Origin of the sequence: Zhaonella formicivorans, assembly GCF_004353525.1 — a bacterium.
Classification (GTDB): Bacteria; Bacillota; DUOV01; order DUOV01; family Zhaonellaceae; genus Zhaonella; species Zhaonella formicivorans.
This window is the reverse complement of the sequence record NZ_CP085524.1, coordinates 2,158,750-2,179,632: the sequence shown is the minus strand read 5'-3', so window position 1 is coordinate 2,179,632 and position 20,883 is coordinate 2,158,750. Positions and strand designations below refer to the sequence as shown.

The 20,883-nt window shown below is 47.2% G+C and carries 17 protein-coding genes and 1 pseudogene; 13 read left to right on the top strand and 5 right to left on the bottom strand.

Annotated features, from left to right (window positions below; translation table 11 throughout):
* Window positions 1-167: 167 nt before the first annotated feature.
* Both EYS13_RS10640 and EYS13_RS10635 read left to right on the top strand, forming a co-directional pair.
* Complete coding sequence (locus EYS13_RS10640) at window positions 168-488, top strand: phasin family protein (protein WP_227762354.1); 321 nt, start codon at window positions 168-170, stop codon at window positions 486-488.
* 95 nt (window positions 489-583) lie between these two features.
* Entirely contained in the window at window positions 584-2,272 is a 1,689-nt protein-coding gene (locus EYS13_RS10635; RefSeq protein ID WP_227762353.1) for an ABC1 kinase family protein, read from the top strand.
* Window positions 2,273-2,323: 51 nt separating this feature from the next.
* Here the strand turns inward: EYS13_RS10635 and caiT are convergent, their stop codons facing one another.
* Window positions 2,324-3,892, bottom strand: coding sequence for an L-carnitine/gamma-butyrobetaine antiporter (caiT, locus tag EYS13_RS10630; protein ID WP_227767890.1), 1,569 nt, complete (start codon window positions 3,890-3,892; stop codon window positions 2,324-2,326).
* Window positions 3,893-4,601: 709 nt separating this feature from the next.
* On the opposite strand from caiT, the pseudogene mttB reads away from it, so the two are divergent.
* The 8 genes and pseudogenes from mttB to EYS13_RS10590 all read left to right on the top strand — a co-directional run bounded on the left by mttB (window position 4,602) and on the right by EYS13_RS10590 (window position 14,785).
* Window positions 4,602-6,092: pseudogene (gene mttB, locus EYS13_RS10625) on the top strand ([trimethylamine--corrinoid protein] Co-methyltransferase).
* A gap of 281 nt (window positions 6,093-6,373) precedes the next feature.
* Window positions 6,374-7,801 carry a sigma-54 interaction domain-containing protein gene (locus EYS13_RS10620; protein ID WP_227762352.1) on the top strand — a complete coding sequence of 476 codons (1,428 nt, stop codon included), beginning with the start codon at window positions 6,374-6,376 and terminating at the stop codon, window positions 7,799-7,801.
* A 204-nt stretch (window positions 7,802-8,005) separates the two neighbouring features.
* Window positions 8,006-9,430: a trimethylamine methyltransferase family protein gene (locus EYS13_RS10615; RefSeq protein ID WP_265332379.1), complete on the top strand. Its 1,425-nt coding sequence runs from the start codon at window positions 8,006-8,008 to the stop codon at window positions 9,428-9,430.
* A 291-nt stretch (window positions 9,431-9,721) separates the two neighbouring features.
* Window positions 9,722-11,338 carry a BCCT family transporter gene (locus EYS13_RS10610; protein WP_227762349.1) on the top strand — a complete coding sequence of 539 codons (1,617 nt, stop codon included), beginning with the start codon at window positions 9,722-9,724 and terminating at the stop codon, window positions 11,336-11,338.
* Window positions 11,339-11,415: 77 nt separating this feature from the next.
* Window positions 11,416-11,667, top strand: coding sequence for a 4Fe-4S binding protein (locus EYS13_RS10605; RefSeq protein WP_227762348.1), 252 nt, complete (start codon window positions 11,416-11,418; stop codon window positions 11,665-11,667).
* 354 nt (window positions 11,668-12,021) lie between these two features.
* On the top strand, window positions 12,022-12,864 hold the full coding sequence (locus tag EYS13_RS10600; protein WP_227762346.1) for a YitT family protein: 843 nt from the start codon (window positions 12,022-12,024) through the stop codon (window positions 12,862-12,864).
* Between the two features lie 58 nt (window positions 12,865-12,922).
* Complete coding sequence (locus EYS13_RS10595) at window positions 12,923-13,741, top strand: transketolase (protein ID WP_227762344.1); 819 nt, start codon at window positions 12,923-12,925, stop codon at window positions 13,739-13,741.
* Window positions 13,742-13,849: 108 nt separating this feature from the next.
* Window positions 13,850-14,785, top strand: coding sequence for a transketolase family protein (locus EYS13_RS10590; RefSeq protein WP_227762343.1), 936 nt, complete (start codon window positions 13,850-13,852; stop codon window positions 14,783-14,785).
* A 472-nt stretch (window positions 14,786-15,257) separates the two neighbouring features.
* Here EYS13_RS10590 and EYS13_RS10585 read toward each other — a convergent pair whose 3' ends face one another.
* Window positions 15,258-16,244: a C-GCAxxG-C-C family (seleno)protein gene (locus EYS13_RS10585; protein WP_227762342.1), complete on the bottom strand. Its 987-nt coding sequence runs from the start codon at window positions 16,242-16,244 to the stop codon at window positions 15,258-15,260.
* 560 nt (window positions 16,245-16,804) lie between these two features.
* Here EYS13_RS10585 and EYS13_RS10580 point away from each other — a divergent pair.
* Window positions 16,805-17,719 carry a LysR substrate-binding domain-containing protein gene (locus EYS13_RS10580; protein WP_227762341.1) on the top strand — a complete coding sequence of 305 codons (915 nt, stop codon included), beginning with the start codon at window positions 16,805-16,807 and terminating at the stop codon, window positions 17,717-17,719.
* On the opposite strand, the gene EYS13_RS10575 is transcribed toward EYS13_RS10580, so the two are convergent.
* Genes EYS13_RS10575 through EYS13_RS10565 form a run of 3 tightly spaced genes read right to left on the bottom strand, consistent with a single transcriptional unit; the run spans window position 17,716 to window position 19,089 of the window.
* Entirely contained in the window at window positions 17,716-18,243 is a 528-nt protein-coding gene (locus tag EYS13_RS10575) for a YeeE/YedE thiosulfate transporter family protein (RefSeq protein ID WP_227762340.1), read from the bottom strand. The two genes, EYS13_RS10580 and EYS13_RS10575, sit on opposite strands and share 4 nt — an antisense overlap.
* A complete protein-coding gene (locus EYS13_RS10570) occupies window positions 18,225-18,458 on the bottom strand; it encodes a sulfurtransferase TusA family protein (RefSeq protein WP_227762339.1) in 234 nt (77 codons plus the stop codon). The genes EYS13_RS10575 and EYS13_RS10570 overlap by 19 nt, the downstream gene beginning before the upstream one ends.
* 13 nt (window positions 18,459-18,471) lie before the next feature.
* Window positions 18,472-19,089 (bottom strand): YeeE/YedE thiosulfate transporter family protein, encoded by a 618-nt coding sequence (locus EYS13_RS10565; RefSeq protein WP_227762338.1) that lies wholly within the window; start codon window positions 19,087-19,089, stop codon window positions 18,472-18,474.
* A 224-nt stretch (window positions 19,090-19,313) separates the two neighbouring features.
* Between EYS13_RS10565 and ftsE the strand changes: the two genes are divergently transcribed.
* Together ftsE and ftsX are read left to right on the top strand one after the other, a co-directional pair.
* Window positions 19,314-20,000: a cell division ATP-binding protein FtsE gene (gene ftsE / locus EYS13_RS10560; protein WP_227762337.1), complete on the top strand. Its 687-nt coding sequence runs from the start codon at window positions 19,314-19,316 to the stop codon at window positions 19,998-20,000.
* Complete coding sequence (gene ftsX / locus EYS13_RS10555) at window positions 19,990-20,877, top strand: permease-like cell division protein FtsX (protein WP_227762336.1); 888 nt, start codon at window positions 19,990-19,992, stop codon at window positions 20,875-20,877. The genes ftsE and ftsX overlap by 11 nt, the downstream gene beginning before the upstream one ends.
* Window positions 20,878-20,883 lie beyond the last annotated feature (6 nt).

Genomic DNA, 20,883 nt, shown 5'->3' with positions numbered 1-20,883 from the left:
TCAGTAAAACTTTAAGGCTTCTCCCTAGGTTCAAGCCTTTACCCTCGCGTTTGCTGGATTACCGGGGACTGCGACTGGGTATCGGTGACTAATGCATGAGCTTTTTGCATAAAATTAAATGTAGCTGAAGGCTGAAAGCTGAAGGCTACTAAAAGGAGGCGAAAAGTATGATGCTCGACTTGATGCGGCGGGCTATGCATGTTGGTATTGGTGCGCTCAGTTTGACCAGGGAAAAAGCGGAGCAGCTGATGGATGAACTGGTCAAGAAAGGTGAAATGAGTCAAAGCGAAGCTAAGGAGTTTATTGAAAACCTGATCGAGCGCGGCAAACAGGAACAGGCGGAAATCAGAAATATGATACGCCAGGAAGTGCAGAAGTTCCAGGAGGAATTTCCCCTGGTGAGCAGGAAGGAAGTAAAAGAGCTGGAGGAGAGAATCGCCAAGCTGGAAGCGATGCTTAATAAGCAAAACGAGGAACAGCCGGAGTAGAAAAATTTACCTGCAGGATAAATTTCTTGCAGGTTTTTTTCTTTTTACGGGTAAATTATGGAATAGCACGGAGTTTCCGAGAATGGAGCAGAGAAATGTTATTAAAAAAACGCTATAAACATTTCGGCCGTTTTAAAGAAGTGGTCAATACTTTAGCCCGGCACGGGTTTGGGTTCATTATTGACCAGCTGGGGCTGTCGGAGCTGGTTTTACCCAGTTTGCGGGGTAGAAAAAAAGTTACTGACAAAACGGAAAAAATAAGCCTGGCCAAGCGCTTGCGCCTTGTGCTGGAAGAACTTGGCCCTACTGCTGTTAAGCTGGGGCAGGTGTTAAGCACCAGGGCGGATTTGCTGCCTAAAGATATAATTGCAGAACTGGCCAAGCTGCAGGATGACGTTCCCCCTTTTCCCTTTGAACAGGTCAAGGAACAAGTTGAAAAAGAATTGGGACAGCCGCTCGAGTATTTATTTGCCCGGTTTGAACCAAAACCCTTGGCAGCGGCCTCTATCGGGCAGGTACATTATGCCCGCCTCAGTTCGGGAATGGAAGTAGTTGTAAAAGTGCAGCGACCGGGAGTGGAAGAGGTAATTCGCACTGACCTCGACATTCTGCGGGATGTGGCGCGACTGGCCCAGAAACATACCTCCTGGGGTGAACTGTATAATTTTGTTGAAATTGCCGAGGAATTTGCCAGGACCATCAAAGAGGAAATGGATTACTACGCCGAGGGCCGAAATGCCGAAATCTTCAGGGAAAACTTTGCCAATGACCATACGGTGCATATCCCCAGCGTTTATTGGAACTATACCACTGCCAGGATTTTAACCCTGGAGTATATCTCAGGGTGTAAACTAAACAATGCTGAATGCTTGGAGAAAAAACATTATTCCCGCCATACCATCGCGGTTAATGTGGCCAATGCATTTCTACGCATGGTTTTAATGCACGGCTTTTTTCATGCCGACCCCCATCCCGGCAATATTGCTGTGCTCCCGGACGAAGTCATTGCTTTTATGGATTTTGGCATGGTGGGGAGAATATCTGAGGAGCGCAAAGAAGAATTTATCAACCTGGCTTTGGGTCTAATCGGCCGAAACAGTTCTAAAATCATCAATGCTATCCTGAAAATGGGGGTTTTGTCTGAGGAGACCGATTTAAACAGCCTGCGCCTGGAAGTGGAGCGCATGCGGGAGCGGTACTATAACCTACCCTTCAGCAAAATCAGCTTGGGCGCGGCGGTGCAGGAGATCCTGGACCTGGCCTATAAGTACCGCATCAGGATCCCCTCGGAGTTTACACTGCTGGCAAAAGCGCTCCTTACTTTAGAGGGTGTGGTCCAGGAGCTGGATCCTGAATTGAGCATCATGGTCCTGGCGGAGCCCTTTGGCAGGGAATTGTTCAGGAAAAAATATTCTCCCGGGAATATTGGCAAACACCTGTCCGAGGTAGTCGAGGACTACGGGGAAATAGCCCTGGCGCTGCCAAAGAGAATCGATCATATCCTGAGCAAGCTGGAGGAGGGTAAATTATCCCTGAAACTTGAGCACCAAAACATTGAAAAGGCCTTGAACCGTGCGGACCGGATCTCCAATAAATTGACTTTTGCCATTGTTTTGCTGTCCTTTAGCATCGTCATGTCCGGCCTGATCATCGGTTATGCCATCGAAGGAGACACGGGAGGCTTTTTCCTCTGGCGCCTTCCCATCCTGGAGGTTGGCTTTGGCGCCGCCAGCATGATGTTCTTGTGGTTGATTCTGGCTATCCTCCGCAGCGGGAGATTTTAGAAAGGAGGGGTTCGGCAGTGTGCGCCGAACCCCTTAATCTTAGCATTATTTCTATCCGGAAATTGAGCTTTTGTTGTTCGAAACTGCCTGAATAGTATTATTTTCTTCTCTGCTAGCCCCCCAATTTGCCCGCACATCTTTAAAGAAAGAGACCAAAATCAAAAGCGAGATGATGAATATGGGCAGGGAGCCAATAATGGTCATAGTTTGGGATGGTCTGATCCCGCCGATAGAGACTACGGCAACAGCTATCAGCCCCAAAGTCAAGGACCAGAAGATCCGGTTCCATTTAGGAGGCTCTTCTTCCCCGGTCAGCTCTTTAGTGGTAACCATGGCCAGAGTATAGGTGGAACCGTTGAGTAAGGTCTGCATTGCAATATACCCATAAACAAGCAGAATGGGTATCAAAATGCCGCTAAAGGGTAATTGGGTCCAGATGGACACAATCGCTTCGCCTTGTCCGCCACTGGCCATAATATCTGCAATAGGTACGGTGCCTTGCTGATAGACATACATTGAGAAATTTGAAAACACTGCAAAGAAGATCCAGCTTCCTGCTGTGGAGGCTAACAGTGCCCCGATAGTATACTCGCGCACGGTCCTGCCTTTTGAGATTCGCCCCATAAATATACCTGCTTGGAGGACAAGAGCAATATACCAGGCCCAGTAGAAGACGGTCCAGCCCTGAGGTACCCCTGATTTATAATAGGGATCGGTATACAAACTCATCCTTACAAAGTTTTGCAGCAGGTGACCCACCGAATCTGTAAAAGTATTGAGGATGTATGAGGTAGGGCCAAAAGCAAGGATAACGGCTAGGATACCAAAACCAAAATAAACTCTGAAGTCACTTAAAAGGCGGATTCCCTTATTCAAACCGGTGTACAGCAAGATGGCCATGAAAATTGACCACGAAAAAATTATCACAGCGTCTATTGTCGGGGTGCGCTGAATACCCAACACTTTACCTGCTAAAGCATAAATAGTAGGTACGTTAACACCGATACAAGTGGTCACCCCGCCGACAAAGCCAATGACGAAAAAGGCATCAATTAATTTGCCAAGCCAGCCGTTAGTTAAACGTTCTCCAAAAATTGGCTCACAGGCGCTGCTCGGCCTTATTACATCTTTTTTCTTAACAAAGAACAGATAGGCAAAGACCAGTCCAAACACAGTATTCAGCGCCCAGGCGGAGAATCCCCAGTGAAATAAGGGATAAGCAAGGGCCCAAGGTTGGGCTTCCGGTGAGAATGGCTTTGCTCCAAAAGGCGGAGTTTGTAAATAGTAAAAAAATTCTATAGAAGTCCAGGTTAACACTCCCAGGCCTGCAAAGGAAGTAAAGATCATGCCCAGCCATGATAAAGTGCTGAATTCCGGTTTCTCATCTCCTAATCTTTTATTGGCGTAAGGGCCGAAAATAAAGTAGAAACAAAGTGCAAACAAAATAAGCACATACCATTCGTAAGTCCAAGCTAAAGTATCAGTAATAAATGAATAAAATTTTTGCAGACCTTTTGCTGCTTGCTCAGGGTCCCGAAAAACCCACAAGCAAAAGGCAACGACAAAAACTAAAGGCGTAAAAAACACCCATGGCTCAATTTTGTGTTTTTTGTTTTCCAGAGTGCTAATAGTGATCTCCTCCTTATCTTATTATCTAAGTTTTTTCTGGAATAACTCAGCTTGCTTTGTATTGACACCTCCATCCTAATTTTTTAGGTTCAAGCGAATTTTTATAATGCAATTTTTATACCAAAGGAAATGTTTACACTGACCTGATTGTTTGCTGAAAAAATAATAGAAATTATCCCGCTACAGGAAAATGTCACTTGCTTAGCTAAGTCATCATGACTTACTTGAGTCCCTCAGACTTAAAATAATGATCTTGGGCGATAAAAGGAGCAGCCATACCGTAATGCGTTAGAACTCTTCATTTTTTTCTGATGTTGCTCCGACAGCAGCATAAGCGTCCGTCAATCAGTATGGAGCGGGAAACGGTTATTGTGGCACGGAAATTGCTGGCTGGATGGTTGGATAAAAAGTTAGTGTTTTATGGTGCGCACCGATTTTACGAGTGATGAAGGCAGCAGCTTGCCGTTTCCCGGGAGGTGGTAAGTGCATCACATATTGATATTGAGTCAATTTTCAAAATAGCCACCCATGCTACTTAGCAGTACCCTCAGTATGAGGGAAATTTTGTAACCGTTTATGTCTGTGGAGGCGACCTTTGTCTGAACCCTTGGCGAGCAGTTGGTGCTCTTGATTCAGACAGTGGGAGCGACAGGACATAGACGTTACAGTTATTTCAGGATAGTTTCAAGGAGGGGAAGAAGTGCGCTCACATACTCAAGCGGCGGTCAATGTGACCCGGGGTTTCGGTATGCAAATGTTTTCCGAGGCAGAGCTCTATGCTATTCACTTAGCGACCCTGCAAGTGCTCCAGAAAACAGGAATCAAGGTCCAAAGCGATGAAGCTTTGGAAATCTTTCACAGCGGGGGTGCCAGTGTAGATCAAAAGAGCCGGATTGTAAAACTTCCTCCATATGTGGTAGAAGACTGCATTCGTTCCGCCCCAAGCAAAATTGTACTCCATGGCAGAAGCCCTGTGCATGATGTTGTATTAGAAGGCAGAAGGGTAAATTTCACCAACTTCGGGGAAGGCATCATGGTCATCGACCCCTTTACAGGGGAGTACAGAAAGACTACTAAGCAGGACATTGCCAATGCGGCGCTACTGTGCGATGCCCTGGATGAAATTGACGTAGTTCTAAGGGCTGTGGCTCCCCACGACATTCCTGCCGATGTCCACCCCCTGCACGCAGCGGAAGCATGTTTCCTCAACACTTCGAAGCACGTATTCGTGGGAGGCGTCCATGGCAAGCATGCCGATTATCTTTTTAAGATGGCGGCTGTTGTTGCCGGGGGGAAGGACAAGTTAAGGGAGCGTCCGATTTTATCTGTTAACGTCTGCCCTACCAGTCCGCTGCAGCTCACCGACCACTGCTGTGAGGCAATCATTGCCTGTGCCCGTTATGGCGTCCCGGTGAATATCCTTTCCATGGCCATGGCCGGCGGTTCAGCCCCGGTAACTTTGGCAGGAACATTGGTGACCCACAATGCAGAAGTGTTATCCGGAGTTGTGCTGAACCAGTTGACCCGTAAGGGGGCGCCGGTAATTTACGGGAGTTCCACTACCATGATGGACCTGAAAACCACCACTGCTCCTGTAGGCGCACCGGAATTGGGCATGATTAACTCAGCTGTGGCGGCCTTGGCCCAATACTACCTGCTGCCTAGCTGGGTTGCCGGTGGTTAGGTTGACAGCAAAGTCCCTGATGCTCAGGCAGCCCACGAGACCACCATGTCCACTCTGCTAACTGCGTTGGCAGGTGCCAACCTGATTTATGGAGTGGGGATGCTGGAATTAGGAATTACCTTGAGTTTTGAGCAATTGGTAATGTCCAACGACATTATCAAAATGGTCCGGAAAGTGGTTCAAGGGATTGAGATTAGCGACGAAACCCTTGCGGTGGATGTCATCGACAAGGTAGGAGCCGGCGGTGACTTCCTCATGCAGGAACATACTATCAAGTATATGAGGACGGAACAGTCCCGCCCCAATATTCTGGACCGCAGGATGAGATACGCTTGGGAGGAAAGGGGATGTAAGGACCTAACAGCGGTAGCCCACGAAGAAGCTGTTGCAATTTTACAGAACCATAAACCTGAACCTTTATCAGAAAATGTGGCTTTGGAACTGCGTTCAATTATCGAAGAAGCTGAGGCAAAGCTTCTTAGCTGTAATAAAAATAAACCCGCTTAAGTAAGGTGCCGTGGATAAAAGAGTGGGGTATAAAACTCTTTATCCACGGTTTTTTTATGTCGCTAAAATTTTTTCAAAATTTTAAATCTGCAGGGAAATAAAAAAATATGTAGAAAAGATTCATTGTCAGCACTGGCATTTTTTTATTATTTCTTGTATTCTTTAAAGCTATGGAAGTCGCAATATGCCTTGAACAGCTTTTTGACCTTTTTACCAGGTTGGATTGTACCAGCCTTTAGCTTGAACTGTACAGCAAGTCTATGGGGAAAGGGAGATGCAGGTTGGCTGGCGGTAAGCTTGAGCAACAAAACCTACAGGGCAATAATTTAAGCTGGGATGATTTAAAAAAGATTTTGGACAACTCTTTTGATGAAATTTTTGTAGTTGACGGTAAAGGCATGGTTGTTTATGTAAATGAAGCATGCGAGAGGCATTATGGTTTGAAGCCCTCGGATGTAATTGGTAAAACAGTTCATTATCTGGTCAACGAAGGCTATTATTCGCCGGCACTGGCTCCGGTTGTTTTTCGCGAAAAGAAAACGGTTACCCTGGAACAAGTGACTAATTTCGGCAAAAAGCTGGTGGTTACTGCTGTCCCGATTCTTAACAACCAGGGCGAGATAGAATTTGTGGTGATGAACAGTCGCGATATTACCCATCTTGAGCAATTAAAGCATGATTTAGATGAAACCCGAAAATTAGTAGAAAAGTATAAACAAGAAGTCCATGAACTGAGACAAAAGGAAATAAGCTTTGATGGATATATCGCCCACAGCAAAAAGATGAGAGCTTGTTTGCAAATAGCCCAAAGGGTAGCGGCCGTTGACTCAACTGTGCTAATCCTTGGCGAGTCGGGAACCGGGAAAAATGTTTTGGCTAAATTTATTCATAACCATAGTACAAGAAAAGACGGACCCTTTATGAGTATTAACTGCGCAGCCATCCCCGAACAACTGCTGGAGTCAGAATTATTCGGCTATTGCCGGGGGGCTTTTACCGGAGCGGAAAAAAGCGGTAAAGTAGGATTGGTTGAATTAGCTGACGGAGGAACTTTGTTCTTGGATGAAATCGGGGAAGTGCCCCTTAAGCTGCAGGCTAAGCTGCTGGAACTTGTGCAGGACAACAGTTTTCTTCCCGTAGGCGGCAAAGAACATAAAAAAGTTAATATCAGAATATTGGCAGCCACCAACCGCAATCTTCTAAAACTGGTGGAAGAAAAAAGTTTTCGCGAAGACCTTTATTACAGGCTGAATGTAATTGAAATTGCTCTTCCGCCTTTAAGGGAAAGGACCGAGGATATCATCCCGTTACTTTGCTACTTTCTGGATAGATATAATGCCAAATATAAAGTCTCCCATCAATTTTCCCAAAAGTGCTTGGATATGTTAGTCCGATACTCGTGGCCAGGAAACGTACGCGAGGTGGAACATTTGGTTGAGCGTTTAGTGGTAACAGTCCCGGAAACAAAGATTTTGCCTGAACACTTGCCGGAAAATATCCGGGCGATGCAAGACAGTCAACCTGGTGGGCAAAGTCTGCCCCCTATAATCTTTACTGATGGGGTTTCCATTAAGGAAAAAGAAAAAGAATTGATAATTCAGCTCTACCGGCAGCTGGGAAGTTCGTATAAAGTGGCGGCTGCTTTGAACATCAGCCAAAGCAAGGCGACGCGGGTAATCCGAAAACATTTAAATAGGGCAAGTAAATAACGTGAATCATGCGGGCTGGTTTTGTCGGCCTGAGTTAAGTCTAAAAGACTTAAAGGTTTGCGATTATCTTCCGAGGCGGGGAAGGACACCCTGCTTTTTCTTCTTTAGACAGGATTTTTGCTTTGGCATGAAAATTGCTTTAGTAACCAGCTAAAAAGTAATCATTAAAAGTTGAGACTAAAGCTGGAGAGGATGAAAAATCATATGGCTTTAATCAGTAGGATGGAGGTAATCTCCAAAGAGGATTATCAAAGGATCCATGACGCTTCACTAAAAATCCTTCGGGAAACCGGTGTTGTTTTTCACTGTGCAGAAGCGCTGGAAATCTTTAAAAAACATGGAGCAAGGGTTGAAGGTGAAATAGTATATTTTTCTGCCGATATGGTGGAAAAAGCGCTTGAAACCTGTCCCGGCACATTCAGGTGGAAGGCCAGAAACGACGACCACTCCGTCACAGTGGGTGAAGGGTTGCTGATCCAGCCCAACGTTGGTCCGGTCTATATCGAGGATTTGGACCGGGGCCGCAGGCCGGCTACATTGGAGGATTACGCCAACATCATGAAGCTCTGCCAGGCCAGTGATGTGGTTCAACTCAATGGGAGTATTCCCGTGGACCCCAGTGACGTGGATGCAAACAAAAAGTATATCTATATGATGTATGAGATGCTGAAACACACAGATAAACCGATTATCGGTGCCTGTACAGACGGGACACAGGTCCGGCAGATGCTGGACATGGCAGAAATAGCTTTGGGTCAAAAGGGCCGGCTGCAGGAGAACCACTATGTGGGTGTGCTGGTGAATTCCCTAAGCCCTCTTGCCTATGCTCCAGACACCTTGGAGACTATTATCGAATATGCTAAACGCAATCAGGTAATTCTGCTGGCGCCTTGCATCATGGCAGGCGTTTCCGGGCCCATCAGCCTTTTGGGAACTGCTGTGCTGCAAAACGTAGAGCTCTTGGCAGGAATAGTCCTGACCCAGCTGGTCAACCCGGGAACACCTGTAGTCTATGCCACCGCGTCAACAGTGGGCTACATGAAGTCGGCTAGTTTCGCTGCCGGTTCACCCGAGGCAATGCTAATCAACACTCCCAATATTCAGATGGGGCGAGAGTTTTACCACCTGCCTACTAGAACCATGTGCGGTATTAACCACTCCAAATCCCTGGACTGCCAAGCGGGATACGAAACAATGCAGAGCCTGATGATGGGCATGATGAGCGGCGCCAATATCTTTGTGCAGTGCATGGGTGTATTGGATGCCATTTTTGTCACTTCCTATGAAAAGTTCATCATTGATGAAGAACTGGTCAGGAGGGTAAAACGCATCTCCGAGGGTATCGATACATCAGATGCTGCTTTAGCAGTAGATGTTATCCAGGAAGTGGGGCATAAGGGTACGTATCTGACTCACCCCAGCACCTTTGAACATTTCCGTGATCTCTGGACACCTACTGTATCTGACTGGGAGTCCTACGATGATTGGAAAGCTGCCGGTGCGGAAGATGTGGTAGTAAAAGCAAATAGAAAGTATAAGGAAATTATAAGTAACGCCCCTGAATCGCTGCTTGACCCCGAGCTTGACAAGGAGTTAAGGGCATACATGCAAAAAGTTTTGGGAAATTGATTTTGATTTTCTGCGAACTGTATGCTTTAGCTAAAATATTTTAAAGGTATGTGATTATTATTAGCGTTTTAACACCCGCGGTTAAAAAGGTTCTTTTTCCCGTTTGTCCGCGGGTGGTTTATTGCTTTTTTTGATATCTTTTTTGATAACAATTTATAATTGAGATAAAGTATAAAGTGATTAAATGCGGCAACGTTTGGCTTATCCGAAATGTTCAAAATAGTTTGGCATAGATATTGCATGTAACTTTAGTAAAACGGCGCGAAAATTTGCCAGAAGGGGGAGAGTTCTGTGGATGATTTTAAGCAGGAAAAGTGTGTAATAGCGAAAATAAATCCTCCTGTATTTTGGGGCAGCGTTATTATATGCTTGTTATTTTATGGCCCCATGGTTATTTTCCAGCAGTCCGCCCAAGGTGTCATCGACAAGGCAATGTATATAATCACCCATAGCACTGACTGGTTATGGGAAGCACTTGTCTTCGGCTCGTTGATTTTTTTGCTCTGGTTAGCTTTTGGCCCATATGGCAGAGTTAAATTGGGGGGCCGGGATGATGAACCCGAATTTTCAACTTTTACGTGGATTGCTATGATGTTTTGCGGTGGTTCGGGTGCCGGCCTTGTTTATTGGGCATGTATCGAGCCTGTTTATTATCTCCAAGCACCGCCCTTTTGGGCTGAACCTTTTTCGCCTCAGGCTGCGCAGTGGGCACTCTCTTACGGGATATTTCACTGGGGCTTTAGCGCCTGGGCGACTTTTGCCGTACCAGCTGTTGCCTTCTCCTATATGTTTTATGTCAGAAAAAGACCTTACTTGTATCCCAGTTACGCCTGCCGGGGTGTTTTAGGCAATTTGGTTGATGGTTGGGTGGGCAGAATTATTGATTTGGTTGTAGTAGTTGGCATGGTTGGGGGTATTGCCACATCACTGGGCTTTGTAATACCTATGCTCTCCAAGTTGACTGCCGATTACCTGGGCGTTGAGGATACTATTTTTGTTAAACTCATTGTTGCGGTGTTATTTGCTTTAATTTACGGCTATAGTACTTATAAAGGACTGTATTCAGGTATTGCCAAACTGGCCGACTATAATATGTATTTAACATTTATTTTGCTGGGGTTTGTGTTGCTGGTCGGACCGACTTTTTGGATGCTATCCTACTTTATTGATAATTTGGGCATGCTGTTCCAAAATTTTCTGCGCATGAGCCTATATACTGATCCCATTACAAAATCAGGCTTTCCACAGGACTGGACCGTTTTTTACTGGGCCTGGTGGCTTGCTTGGGCCATATACGTAGGGCTTTTTGCCGCCAGAATATCGAGGGGGCGTACTATCAGGGAATTAATCTTAAACATGGTCCTCTCGGCCACTGCGGGCAGTGCTCTTTTTTATCTTGTTTTTGGCGGTTACAATGTAGATCAGCTTTTGCATAAAGGAGTCGATTTGGCAAAAATTTTGCGTGAGTCCGGCGGTCCCGGAGTGATCTCGGCCATGCTCGATACGCTGCCATTAAAAGCAGTGGTTGTTCCATTCTTTATTATAGTAATGGCGATTTCCCAAGCCACCGGCGTGGATGCCAACGCGTACACTATTGCCAACATGAGCTGTTTTGAAATACGCGCAGGGATGGAACCTCCCAAGTGGTCCAGAGTTTTTTGGGCTGGGATGCTCCTTTTTGCCACAATTGCCTTGCTGTTGGTTGGCGGGATGAAAGTAGTACAGCTCTCCTCAGTTTTAACCAGTGTACCGGTATTATTCCTTACTGTTATCCTGGCCGTTTCAACTGTAAAATGGCTCAAAGAAGATTTTGGAGACAGCATTAAACCTTTAGTAACTGATAAATACGTATATGATGTCCAGGAAACGACAAGAAGCGCAAGGCTGCAAAATTCAAAAGAAATGTAGTTTCATTAAACATCCGTATAACGCATAAAACTTACCTCCGTTGAAGAACATAACCTAAAAAGGGGGTAAAAAGAGTTATGCCTTACAGAATTACCGAGGATTGCATTTCCTGTGGCGATTGCGCTGTTGTTTGCCATAAGGATGCCATTGATGACGGCTATACTTACAATACTACCGGGGATATAAACTCCACTACCGATGTTGTCAGGGACGGCGCTATGGAAGAAGTTCCTAACCCGATCTACAGCGTTTTCAGGATAACCGATGACTGCGATGACTGCGGCGCTTGCGTCAGCGTTTGCCCAGCCCGCGCCATTGTCAAGCATTAAACCTCCGCTGGGAGGTTTTTCTTTGTCGAACATACCGGGAAGTTTCTTGAATCGTTACTGTATCTGAAAGCAATAAATAAATAATAGTTTGGAATTTTTTCCTCGCAAAACTTGCCAAATTCAGCTGGTTAAAATATCCTAAGTAAAGAGAAACTAATATGGCGAATATGGCGAATTAGGTAAAAGCAAAATGAGTCAGGGGACGGTTCCTTGACTCATTTTGTCGCGAGGAAATTAATCAGGGGAGCCTTGAGCCGCTGATGGTTGGGATATATGGCTAATTTGGTAAAAGCAATGACCCGGATTCGGCTGAGGGCTAACAGGTGGGAATTGTAAGCTGAGTAGGTGAGGAAGATGTGGAAAATCATTTGGAACTACCTGGGGATAACCCTGGGGACTTTTATCACAGCCCTGGGCTTGGTGCTTTTTTTGGTGCCAAATAAAATAGCGGCCGGGGGAGTCAGCGGTTTAGCCACCGTGATTTACTATGTGTTTAAATTCAAAGTCGGTTTAACCATGTTGGCTTTAAACATACCTTTATTTTTGTTCGGCCTAAAAGAGATGGGTATAAGGTTCGGCTTAAAAACCCTCTACGGCACAGTTACCCTATCTTTTTTTATTGATCTCATTTCCCCTTATTTAAAACCTCCTACTCACGATTTGCTGCTGGCTTCCATTTACGGCGGGATAGTAACCGGATTGGGTTTAGGCATAGTGTTTAAATTCGGCGGTACGACGGGAGGTACTGATTTAGCCGCCCGTATCATCCACAGATACTTGAAACTTAGCGTTGGCCAGAGCCTCCTCTTGATCGACGCATCGGTGATTGCCCTGGCGGCCATGGTTTTTAACGTTGAGTTGGCGTTGTATGCTTTTCTAGTTGTGTTTTTGACAGCCAAGGTAATCGACTTGGTCCAGGAAGGGGAAGGCTTTGCCAAAGCAGCTTTGGTGGTTTCCGACAAAAACAAGGAAATTGGTGAGCAAGTTATGCGGGTCTTGGACCGGGGAGTAACTTACTTGCAGGGCAGGGGCGGATTTACCGGGCAAAATAAAGAGGTTTTGTTAGTTGTGGTTAGCCGCTCTGAGGTAAGCAGGTTAAAACAGCTGGTTGCCAAGACAGACCCCAAGGCTTTTGTGATTGTGGCCAGCGTAAACGAAGCGTTGGGCGAAGGATTTAAAAACTTTGGGACAGAATAAAGAGCAGTTGTTGACAATTACAAACTATAACCGCAAATAATAATCAGGAGGCGACAGAATGGACAGAGATTTAATTGCAAAACTGGAAGACAAGGCCAAAGAGATCAGGCGTGATATTATCAGGATGATTGGGGAAGCTGGTTCGGGACATCCCGGAGGTTCCCTGTCCGGCGCCGATATTGTCACCGTCCTGTATTTTCATGCCATGAGAATTAAACCTGAGGAGCCCCACTGGCCTGACCGGGACCGCTTTGTGCTGTCAAAAGGTCATGCTGCCCCCTTACTCTATGCAGCTTTAGCGGAGCGGGGATATTTTCCCAAAGAAGAGTTAATGACCCTGCGGAAGCTGGGCAGCCGTCTGCAAGGGCATCCGGATTTAAACAAGGTACCGGGGGTAGAAATGTCCACAGGTTCACTGGGGCAGGGTCTGTCGGTCGCTAACGGCATGGCCTTGGCAGGGAAACTGGATAATAGAGACTATAAGGTATATGTACTGCTCGGCGATGGAGAAATACAGGAAGGGATGATCTGGGAAGCAGCCATGGCAGCGGCTCATTTTAAGCTGGATAACGTGATTGCCTTTCTGGACCATAACGGCTTCCAGATTGACGGTCCCACTTCAGACATTATGAACCCCGAGCCTGTAGCTGATAAATGGCGCGCTTTCGGTTGGCATGTGCTGAGTATAGACGGTCATGATCTGGCCCAAATTCTGCAGGCTATCGAAGAGGCTAAGAGGCTTAAGGGTAAGCCGGTAATGATTGTGGCCAAAACCATCAAAGGAAAAGGAGTATCCTTCATGGAGAACCAGGTGGGCTGGCACGGTGTGGCTCCCAAACCCGATGAAATGGAACGGGCGCTGGCAGAACTCAAATGAGTCAGGGGACGGTTCCTTGACTCACTCTGTTGCGAGTCAAATGAGTCAGAGAACCGTCCCCTGACTCATTGGCTCATGAAATACATAAAACAAATGGAGGGAATGAAGATGAGCAAGATTGCTACCCGGGATGCCTATGGTAAAGCTTTAGTGCGTTTAGGGGAAGAAAATAAAGATATTGTGGTGTTGGATGCTGACCTGGCAAAATCAACTAAAACCATTGACTTTGCCAAAGCGTTTCCGGAACGCTTTTTTGATCTTGGAATCGCCGAACAAAACTTAATCGGCACAGCAGCAGGTCTGTCTCTCTCGGGGAAAATTCCTTTTGCCAGCTCTTTTGCCATGTTCGCCACAGGCAGGGCTTTTGAACAGGTACGGAATTCAGTGGCTTATCCGAAGTTAAATGTAAAAATTGCCGCAACCCATGCTGGGATAACAGTAGGTGAAGACGGAGCCTCCCACCAGACAGTGGAGGACATCGCCATTATGCGGGCTCTGCCTAATATGACCGTCATTGTGCCGGCCGACGGCATCGAAACCGAGCAGGCAGTGAGAGCGGCTGCAGGGTATAAAGGACCTGTCTACATTCGCTTGGGGAGGTCTGCAGTACCTGTAATTTATGATGACGACTATAAATTCGAGATTGGCAAGGCCAGTGTCCTCCGGGAGGGCAAGGACGTCACGGTTTTTGCCACGGGCATCATGGTCAGCGCCGCACTGGACGCTGCCGATAGCCTGGCCGGCGAAGGAGTTGAAGTTGAGGTGATTAATGTTTCAACCATTAAACCTCTGGATGCCGAAACAGTGGTAAGATCGCTGCAAAAAACCAAAGCGGGCGTGACAGCGGAGGAACACAGCATCATCGGGGGACTGGGGGCAGCAGTGGCGGAACTTAGCTGCGAAAACTGTCCGGTACCCCTGGTCAGGGTAGGAATAAAGGATGTGTTCGGGGAATCGGGGACTCCTAACGAGCTCTTGGTCAAATATGGCTTGACTTCCGAGGACATCGTGCAGGCAGTGCGCAATGTGCTGCAGCGTAAATAAGTAAACCAAAATACACTCCGGTTTGAAACTGGCGTCAGTTTTAAGATAAAGCCAGCCCGCATGTATTATTTCGCTCTGGACAAGCTCCCTCGCCGTTGACCTTCAGCTCCGCTGCCGACGGCTGAGGGAAACCAGTCCCGCTCCATAATACATGCGGGCTAATTAGAGTTTGTCGACAGAACCCCATGCTGCTGTTGCAACACCATCATAAGTATGAAAAATTGTAACCCATTGTGTAGCTGCGACATATGACAAGCTATAGAACGCTCTGTGAAGAGTTTGACTGTAAGCGGCCGAGCGGCATGGACGCTGCGTCAGCGCGTGCCGCTGGAAGTCAAACGATGTACAGGAGAAGCGCTCTTGGCGATAGTCTTTGGAGCAGCGGACACAAAGGGTTACATTTTCGGGATAGTCTGAACCCGCTAGCTTTTGCTAACGGGTTATTTATGTGCAAACTTATTTACATAAATTACTACTTATGGGGCCCGACGGGATTGGACAGGTCGTGGCACTGGACACAGTCCATTTTACCGCGGGTGTTGTTCATGGCTTTGTCGCCGTGGCAACTCATGCAGTCAGAGATAGAATTCGGCGCTTTATAAGCTGCCACAAATTTGCCGTCCACGTACTGGTTCAAGAGTTCCACCGCTTTGGCCGCCACGTCCCCGGTTAGCCTGCCACACCGTTCGCTGCGCTCCGGCGATTTTGCCCCGTAGCCCGATACTTTGCACCAGTTAGTAACTGATACATGGCAGAGAGGAGAGCCGGAGGCACTAGTGGCCAGCTCTTTGTCAACCTTAGGCTTTGCCGGTTTGCCGATAGGGAAAGGTGCCTGGGTGTACCAGCCCATCAGCTCGTTAATGATCTTGTTATAAACCTCTTCGCTGGAGACCAGGTTGATGGCGGCGCAGGCTCCGTTTAGCGCGCCGCAGAGGGTTGACCAGCCTACAACTCCGCCTTCCCCGTATTTAAACATTTCCACTGGGATTAGGGTATAGGGATAACCAACTTTTTTGCGCAGTTCACCGATAATGGCGCTGAATACGCCGTAACAGCAAGCGCCGGCATAGTAACCATCATATCCTGCCTGCCAGACAGCTTGGGGGTCAAGTTTTTGATATTTCCAGGGCCAAGCCGGTGCCGCCGCATTCACATCTCCTTTCCCGGAAGTAATCTTAACAGTTTGGCTTACGTTATCCCAGGCAACTTCTGCACCCAATGATTCGGCCAGCGGGCGGACAGGGGCAATGGCTACATTCTTTTCTATCCTTGGGGGGACGGGACCGCCGAGGGGTACGCCGTTAACTGTGACGGTAACAGGCTCTTCGGCTGCCGCCAAATTGATTCCCCCTACACCCAAAATTCCGCCTACAGTAGCTATGCCCGCGGCAGCAGCTCCGGCGATGAATTTTCTCCGAGTTAGTTCTTTTCGTTCCATTTCTTCCCTTGCTTCTGTCATGATACTCCACCTCCATAGAATATTTTTTATTTAGATACTCATGCTACTTAGTAGCACCAAGTACGATGAAAATTGTGTAGATGGAAATTGTGTAATGATTTATGTCCGTGGAAGCTGCCTTTGTTTGAATCCTTAGAGCACCCTGCGAGGGCAAGGACTGAAAGCGGACGAGCAGCATGGACTGAGATGAGTGGTGGAGCGACAGGACGTCGCGTCACCGCGTGCCGCTGGAAGTCCGGTACCGAGCAATTGGTGCTCTTGATTCAGACAGTAGGAGCAACAGGACATAGACATTACAGTTATTTTCGGATAGGGGAGAATAAAACAAAAGCCGGAGTACTCGAATGAGTGTCTCCGGGCTTTTGCCTCAGGACTTAATATGCTCTTGTTTTCACATGAACTTCCCGTACTTTAATTATAAAGTTTATCTATAGCCCTGTGACATTCAGCTTATTTATAAGCTATTTTGAATACTTATGGTTCGGCGCCGGCTTGTTAGAAGGAGCCAAATGTTGTAAAATCAATTCAAGGGAAATATTTCACAAGGAGGTTCCCGGGAGATGAACCTTAATCTCGGTCAATTAGAGTTATTTATTACTGTGGCCCGCGTGAAAAACATTACCCGAGCTGCCAACCTGCTGCATTTGACTCAGCCGGCAGTAAGCAACCAGATTCGGGCCATGGAAGAATATTACGGGACCGCCCTTTTCAGCCGGACCAAACAGGGGGTAGAGCTGACCCCTGCGGGAAAGGTGATCTATGATCATGCCCGGGAAATCTTAAGCGTTTACGAAAGGATGGAACGGGCCCTGGATGAGTTGGCTGAGCCGGAAAATCAAAAGCTGGCCTTGGGAGCCAGCGCTTCGGTAGGCAATTATGTTCTGCTTTGCAGCATCTGGACCTTCAAGGAAAAATATCCTCAGGCAAAGATTGAGCTGAAAATCGCCAACGATGGGGAAATTATTGAGCTTGTAAGGGATAATCAGATCGATCTGGGTATTATCGAAGGTCCGCCGCCTTCTGATCCTGCTATTGAAAAAAAAGCGCTCTTAAATGATAAACTGGTTGGGATAGTTGCGGCTAACAGCCTCTGGGAAAACCGTACTTGTCTGGAGCGGGAGGATTTTTTATACAATTCCCTGATTGTCAGGGAAAAGGGTTCAGCGATGCGCCACTATTTAGAAGCTGTTTTACGCGGCTTAGACCTGCAGCTAAAAGATTTACCCCAGGTAATAGAATTAGGCAGTTTGGATGCGGTAAAATCTGCAGTGGAAAAAGGAATGGGCATATCTATCTGTTCGCAGATTGCGGTTAAAAAAGAGCTGCATAACGGCCTTATTATGCAATTGCCTGTGGCCAACCTGTCAAATTCCGTTCCTTATAATATTATCTGGCGGAAGAACAGCTACCATTCTGCTTTAGCCCAGCGTTTCCTGCGGTTTCTGGATGCTTCCGGCCAAACGGTTTTTTGTTAAAGCAGGTATTTGGAGAAAAGTCTACATCCCAACCAGGAACCTAACAGGGTAAAAAAGCCAAAGACCCAGCCGTGGAGCGAAGAAGATGCGATTCCGCCAAGCAGTGTCCCGATATTGCAGCCCAGCGCCAAGCGTGCTCCATAGCCCATTAAAAAGCCGCCCCCCAAGCCCACGAGCCAGCGTTTTGCTGAACGGTTTTTCCGCCAGCGCCACATCTTGCCGGAAGTCATGGATAAGACCACGCCCAACAGCAAGCCCAGGTTAAGCCAGGTGCCGTAATACAGCAAAGGGTTGTCGATTAGCTCCGGTTGGAAGTGCTGAAAAAAATACCAATCCTTGGGGCTGGCAAGCCCCAGCGTTTGCACCAGCCATGCTCCGGACAATGCCAGGGAAGTGGTGACGGACCAGGCTTTTTTTGTTAAGCCGAAATAAAGGATATTTAACCCGGCCAGCAGCACCGCCCCCTGAACATAGGAAAGCTGCACTCTGCCGGTTAGCCTTCGCGCTATTTTGGGTACGGGCATTTTAGCACCAACCTCCAGACGCCGGCCTCAGTTTCAGTCACTTCAAATGGATAACCCTGGTTATCGGCTAAGTCCATGATGTTCATAACCGCCCTGGGAAAATCGGTTAAAATCACTAAGCTGTCACCTGGCTTGAGTTTTTTCAACTGCTCTTTGGCACGCCAAAGAGGCACAGGACATGCTTCACCCAACACATCCAATTCATGTACTGTCATGACTTTTCCCACCTTAAGCTTTTTTCGTGTATTTTTGTTCAATTATTTTCAGCCCGGAATAAAGTAACAGCAGGACCGATAGCTGCAGCAGCAATGCTCCACCCCAACCCAGGTTGTGGGGCAGAAAAACGGCCCCCTGGTGAAGAAACCGCTGCCACCAGCCATAGTGCCATGAGCCTGCAACGGAACCGGCTATGAGCCCTGCCAAAACCAGACAAAAATGGTTGAAACCTTCTCCTAACCGGATGAGAGTCCCACAAGCGCAAGCCCCGGCTAAAACCATGCCCAACCCGAAAAACAGCCCGCCTGCAGCGGTTCCCAGTGTCAAAGGATAGATTTTTCCCGGAATTTCCTCAAATAGTAGAACAGTGCGGTACTGGACAAGCCAAAACCCGGGGAGTGCTAAGGCCAGCAGTAATAAAAGCGCCTTGAACATCTGAGTATCTTGAAAGAGGAATAGGTCCCGGAACGCGCTGGCAAAACAGAAATTGCTGCGCTGCAGTACATACCCCATAAAGATGCCACAAAGCCAGCTAAAGCCTAACAGCTGCTCACGGCTGAAAAGGGTGATGCTTAAAATTAGCGCTCCTATCAGCAACAAGCAAAAACAGAGATGCTGTTTACCGGACACATTTTCACCTGCCTTACAATTTTAGGTATATATTCTTGAAATCTTTCCCATTCCCTGCCTGTCGCAATTCCAGACTTTCTCGGCCTTTCTTCAGACAATTTTTTACAAAAAAAGATTTACCAACAGGATTTTCAAGAGGTGTGTCGAAAGAAAAAAAAGTATAAATATTTTGCAGGATTCGCGCCAATTACCCTGTCACGACAGCACAAGTAGGAGTGGTAAGAGTGATCCAGCTACTTAACGTATCTAAGGTTTATCCCAACGGAGTTAAGGCGCTGAATGAAGTCAGCGTTAAGATTGATAAAGGTGAATTTGTTTTTTTGGTAGGGCCCAGCGGTGCGGGAAAGTCAACTTTCATCCGGCTGCTCTTTCGCGAGGAAGTGCCCACCAAAGGGCAAATTTTTATCGGCGGTAAAAGCATCATCCGCTTGCGCCGGTCGGAAATTGCCGCTTTGCGGCGCAATTTGGGTATTGTTTTTCAGGATTTCCGGCTGCTTGCCGACCGCACGGTCTTTGAAAACGTGGCTTTTGCCATGGAGGTTTTGGAACATTCCAGGAAGGAAATCAGGCTTAAGGTGCCTGCTGTTTTGGAAATGGTGGGTTTGGAAAGCAAAAGCGACTATTTTCCCCACCAGCTTTCCGGCGGTGAGCAGCAGCGGGTGGCAATTGCCAGGGCCATTATTAACGGGCCAAGAATTCTTATTGCCGATGAGCCTACCGGAAATCTGGACCCGGATACTTCTTGGGAAATAATGGAATTACTCAACGATATCAACCGACGAGGCACAACCATTGTCATGGCCACCCATGCCCGAAACATTGTGGATAAGCTGCGCAAGCGGGTTATAGCTTTAGAGCGTGGACAAGTAGTACGGGACGAGGAAAGGGGGCTCTACGGCTATGAAGATTAGGACGGTAGGGTACTTCTTCCGGCAGGCTTTTACTTCTGTGCGCCGCAATGTCTGGATTGGGCTGGCAGCCATGGCTACAGTAGCTATTACTTTGTTTATCGTGGGAATATTTACACTGCTGGTTTTAAACGCCGATTACATAGCCACCGATTTAGAATCAAATGTGGAAATTGTGGCTTTTATGGAAGTAGATGCAGCCAGGGATGAAGTTTTGCAGGCAGAAGAGCAGATTAAAGCAATTAAAGGGGTGGCAGAGGTTAAGTTGGTGACCAAGGAAGAGGGGTTGGCCAACTTGAATAAGCAGTTTGGTCGGGACCATGACCTTTTGGCCGCCCTGGGAGGGGTCAACCCTTTGCCCGATCTATACAAAATCAAGGCCCAAAGCCCCGAGTATGTTCAGCCCATTGCCGAAACCTTGGAGCAAATAGCTTATGTGGACAAAGTGGATTACGGCCAGGGCGTGGTTGAAAAGTTGTTTGCTGTTGTGCGCTGGGTCAGACTGATAGGTTCCGGCATAGTGCTGCTTCTTTCCCTGGGAGCGGTCTTCCTGGTTTCAACTACCATCAGGCTGACGGTTTTCGCCCGCAGAAAAGAAATCAACATCATGAAATACGTGGGAGCAACCGATTGGTTTATCCGGTGGCCATTCTTTATCGAGGGTATGATTTTGGGCTTTACGGGAGCTCTTTTGGCTGTGGGAGCCTTGTACCTGACTTACGACTTTTTGGTCAGCAACTTGCGCTACAGCATTTCCTTTATTCCCATCATTGCCGATACCATGCTCATTATCAAGATTTTGTCGGGTTTACTGGCTGCCGGCACACTGGTGGGCGCTCTGGGAAGCATGATTTCGGTCCGGCGGTTTTTGCAAGTTTAAGGAGGG

Coding starts and splice junctions, on each gene's coding strand:
- EYS13_RS10575 (WP_227762340.1), bottom strand. CDS start 18,243: ATGCCCGTACCCAAAATAGCGCGAAGGCTAACCGGCAGAGTGCAGCTT.
- EYS13_RS10605 (WP_227762348.1), top strand. CDS start 11,416: ATGCCTTACAGAATTACCGAGGATTGCATTTCCTGTGGCGATTGCGCT.
- EYS13_RS10640 (WP_227762354.1), top strand. CDS start 168: ATGATGCTCGACTTGATGCGGCGGGCTATGCATGTTGGTATTGGTGCG.
- EYS13_RS10580 (WP_227762341.1), top strand. CDS start 16,805: ATGAACCTTAATCTCGGTCAATTAGAGTTATTTATTACTGTGGCCCGC.
- EYS13_RS10585 (WP_227762342.1), bottom strand. CDS start 16,244: ATGACAGAAGCAAGGGAAGAAATGGAACGAAAAGAACTAACTCGGAGA.
- EYS13_RS10570 (WP_227762339.1), bottom strand. CDS start 18,458: ATGACAGTACATGAATTGGATGTGTTGGGTGAAGCATGTCCTGTGCCT.
- EYS13_RS10635 (WP_227762353.1), top strand. CDS start 584: ATGTTATTAAAAAAACGCTATAAACATTTCGGCCGTTTTAAAGAAGTG.
- ftsX (WP_227762336.1), top strand. CDS start 19,990: ATGAAGATTAGGACGGTAGGGTACTTCTTCCGGCAGGCTTTTACTTCT.
- EYS13_RS10595 (WP_227762344.1), top strand. CDS start 12,923: ATGGACAGAGATTTAATTGCAAAACTGGAAGACAAGGCCAAAGAGATC.
- EYS13_RS10590 (WP_227762343.1), top strand. CDS start 13,850: ATGAGCAAGATTGCTACCCGGGATGCCTATGGTAAAGCTTTAGTGCGT.
- EYS13_RS10600 (WP_227762346.1), top strand. CDS start 12,022: ATGTGGAAAATCATTTGGAACTACCTGGGGATAACCCTGGGGACTTTT.
- EYS13_RS10615 (WP_265332379.1), top strand. CDS start 8,006: ATGGCTTTAATCAGTAGGATGGAGGTAATCTCCAAAGAGGATTATCAA.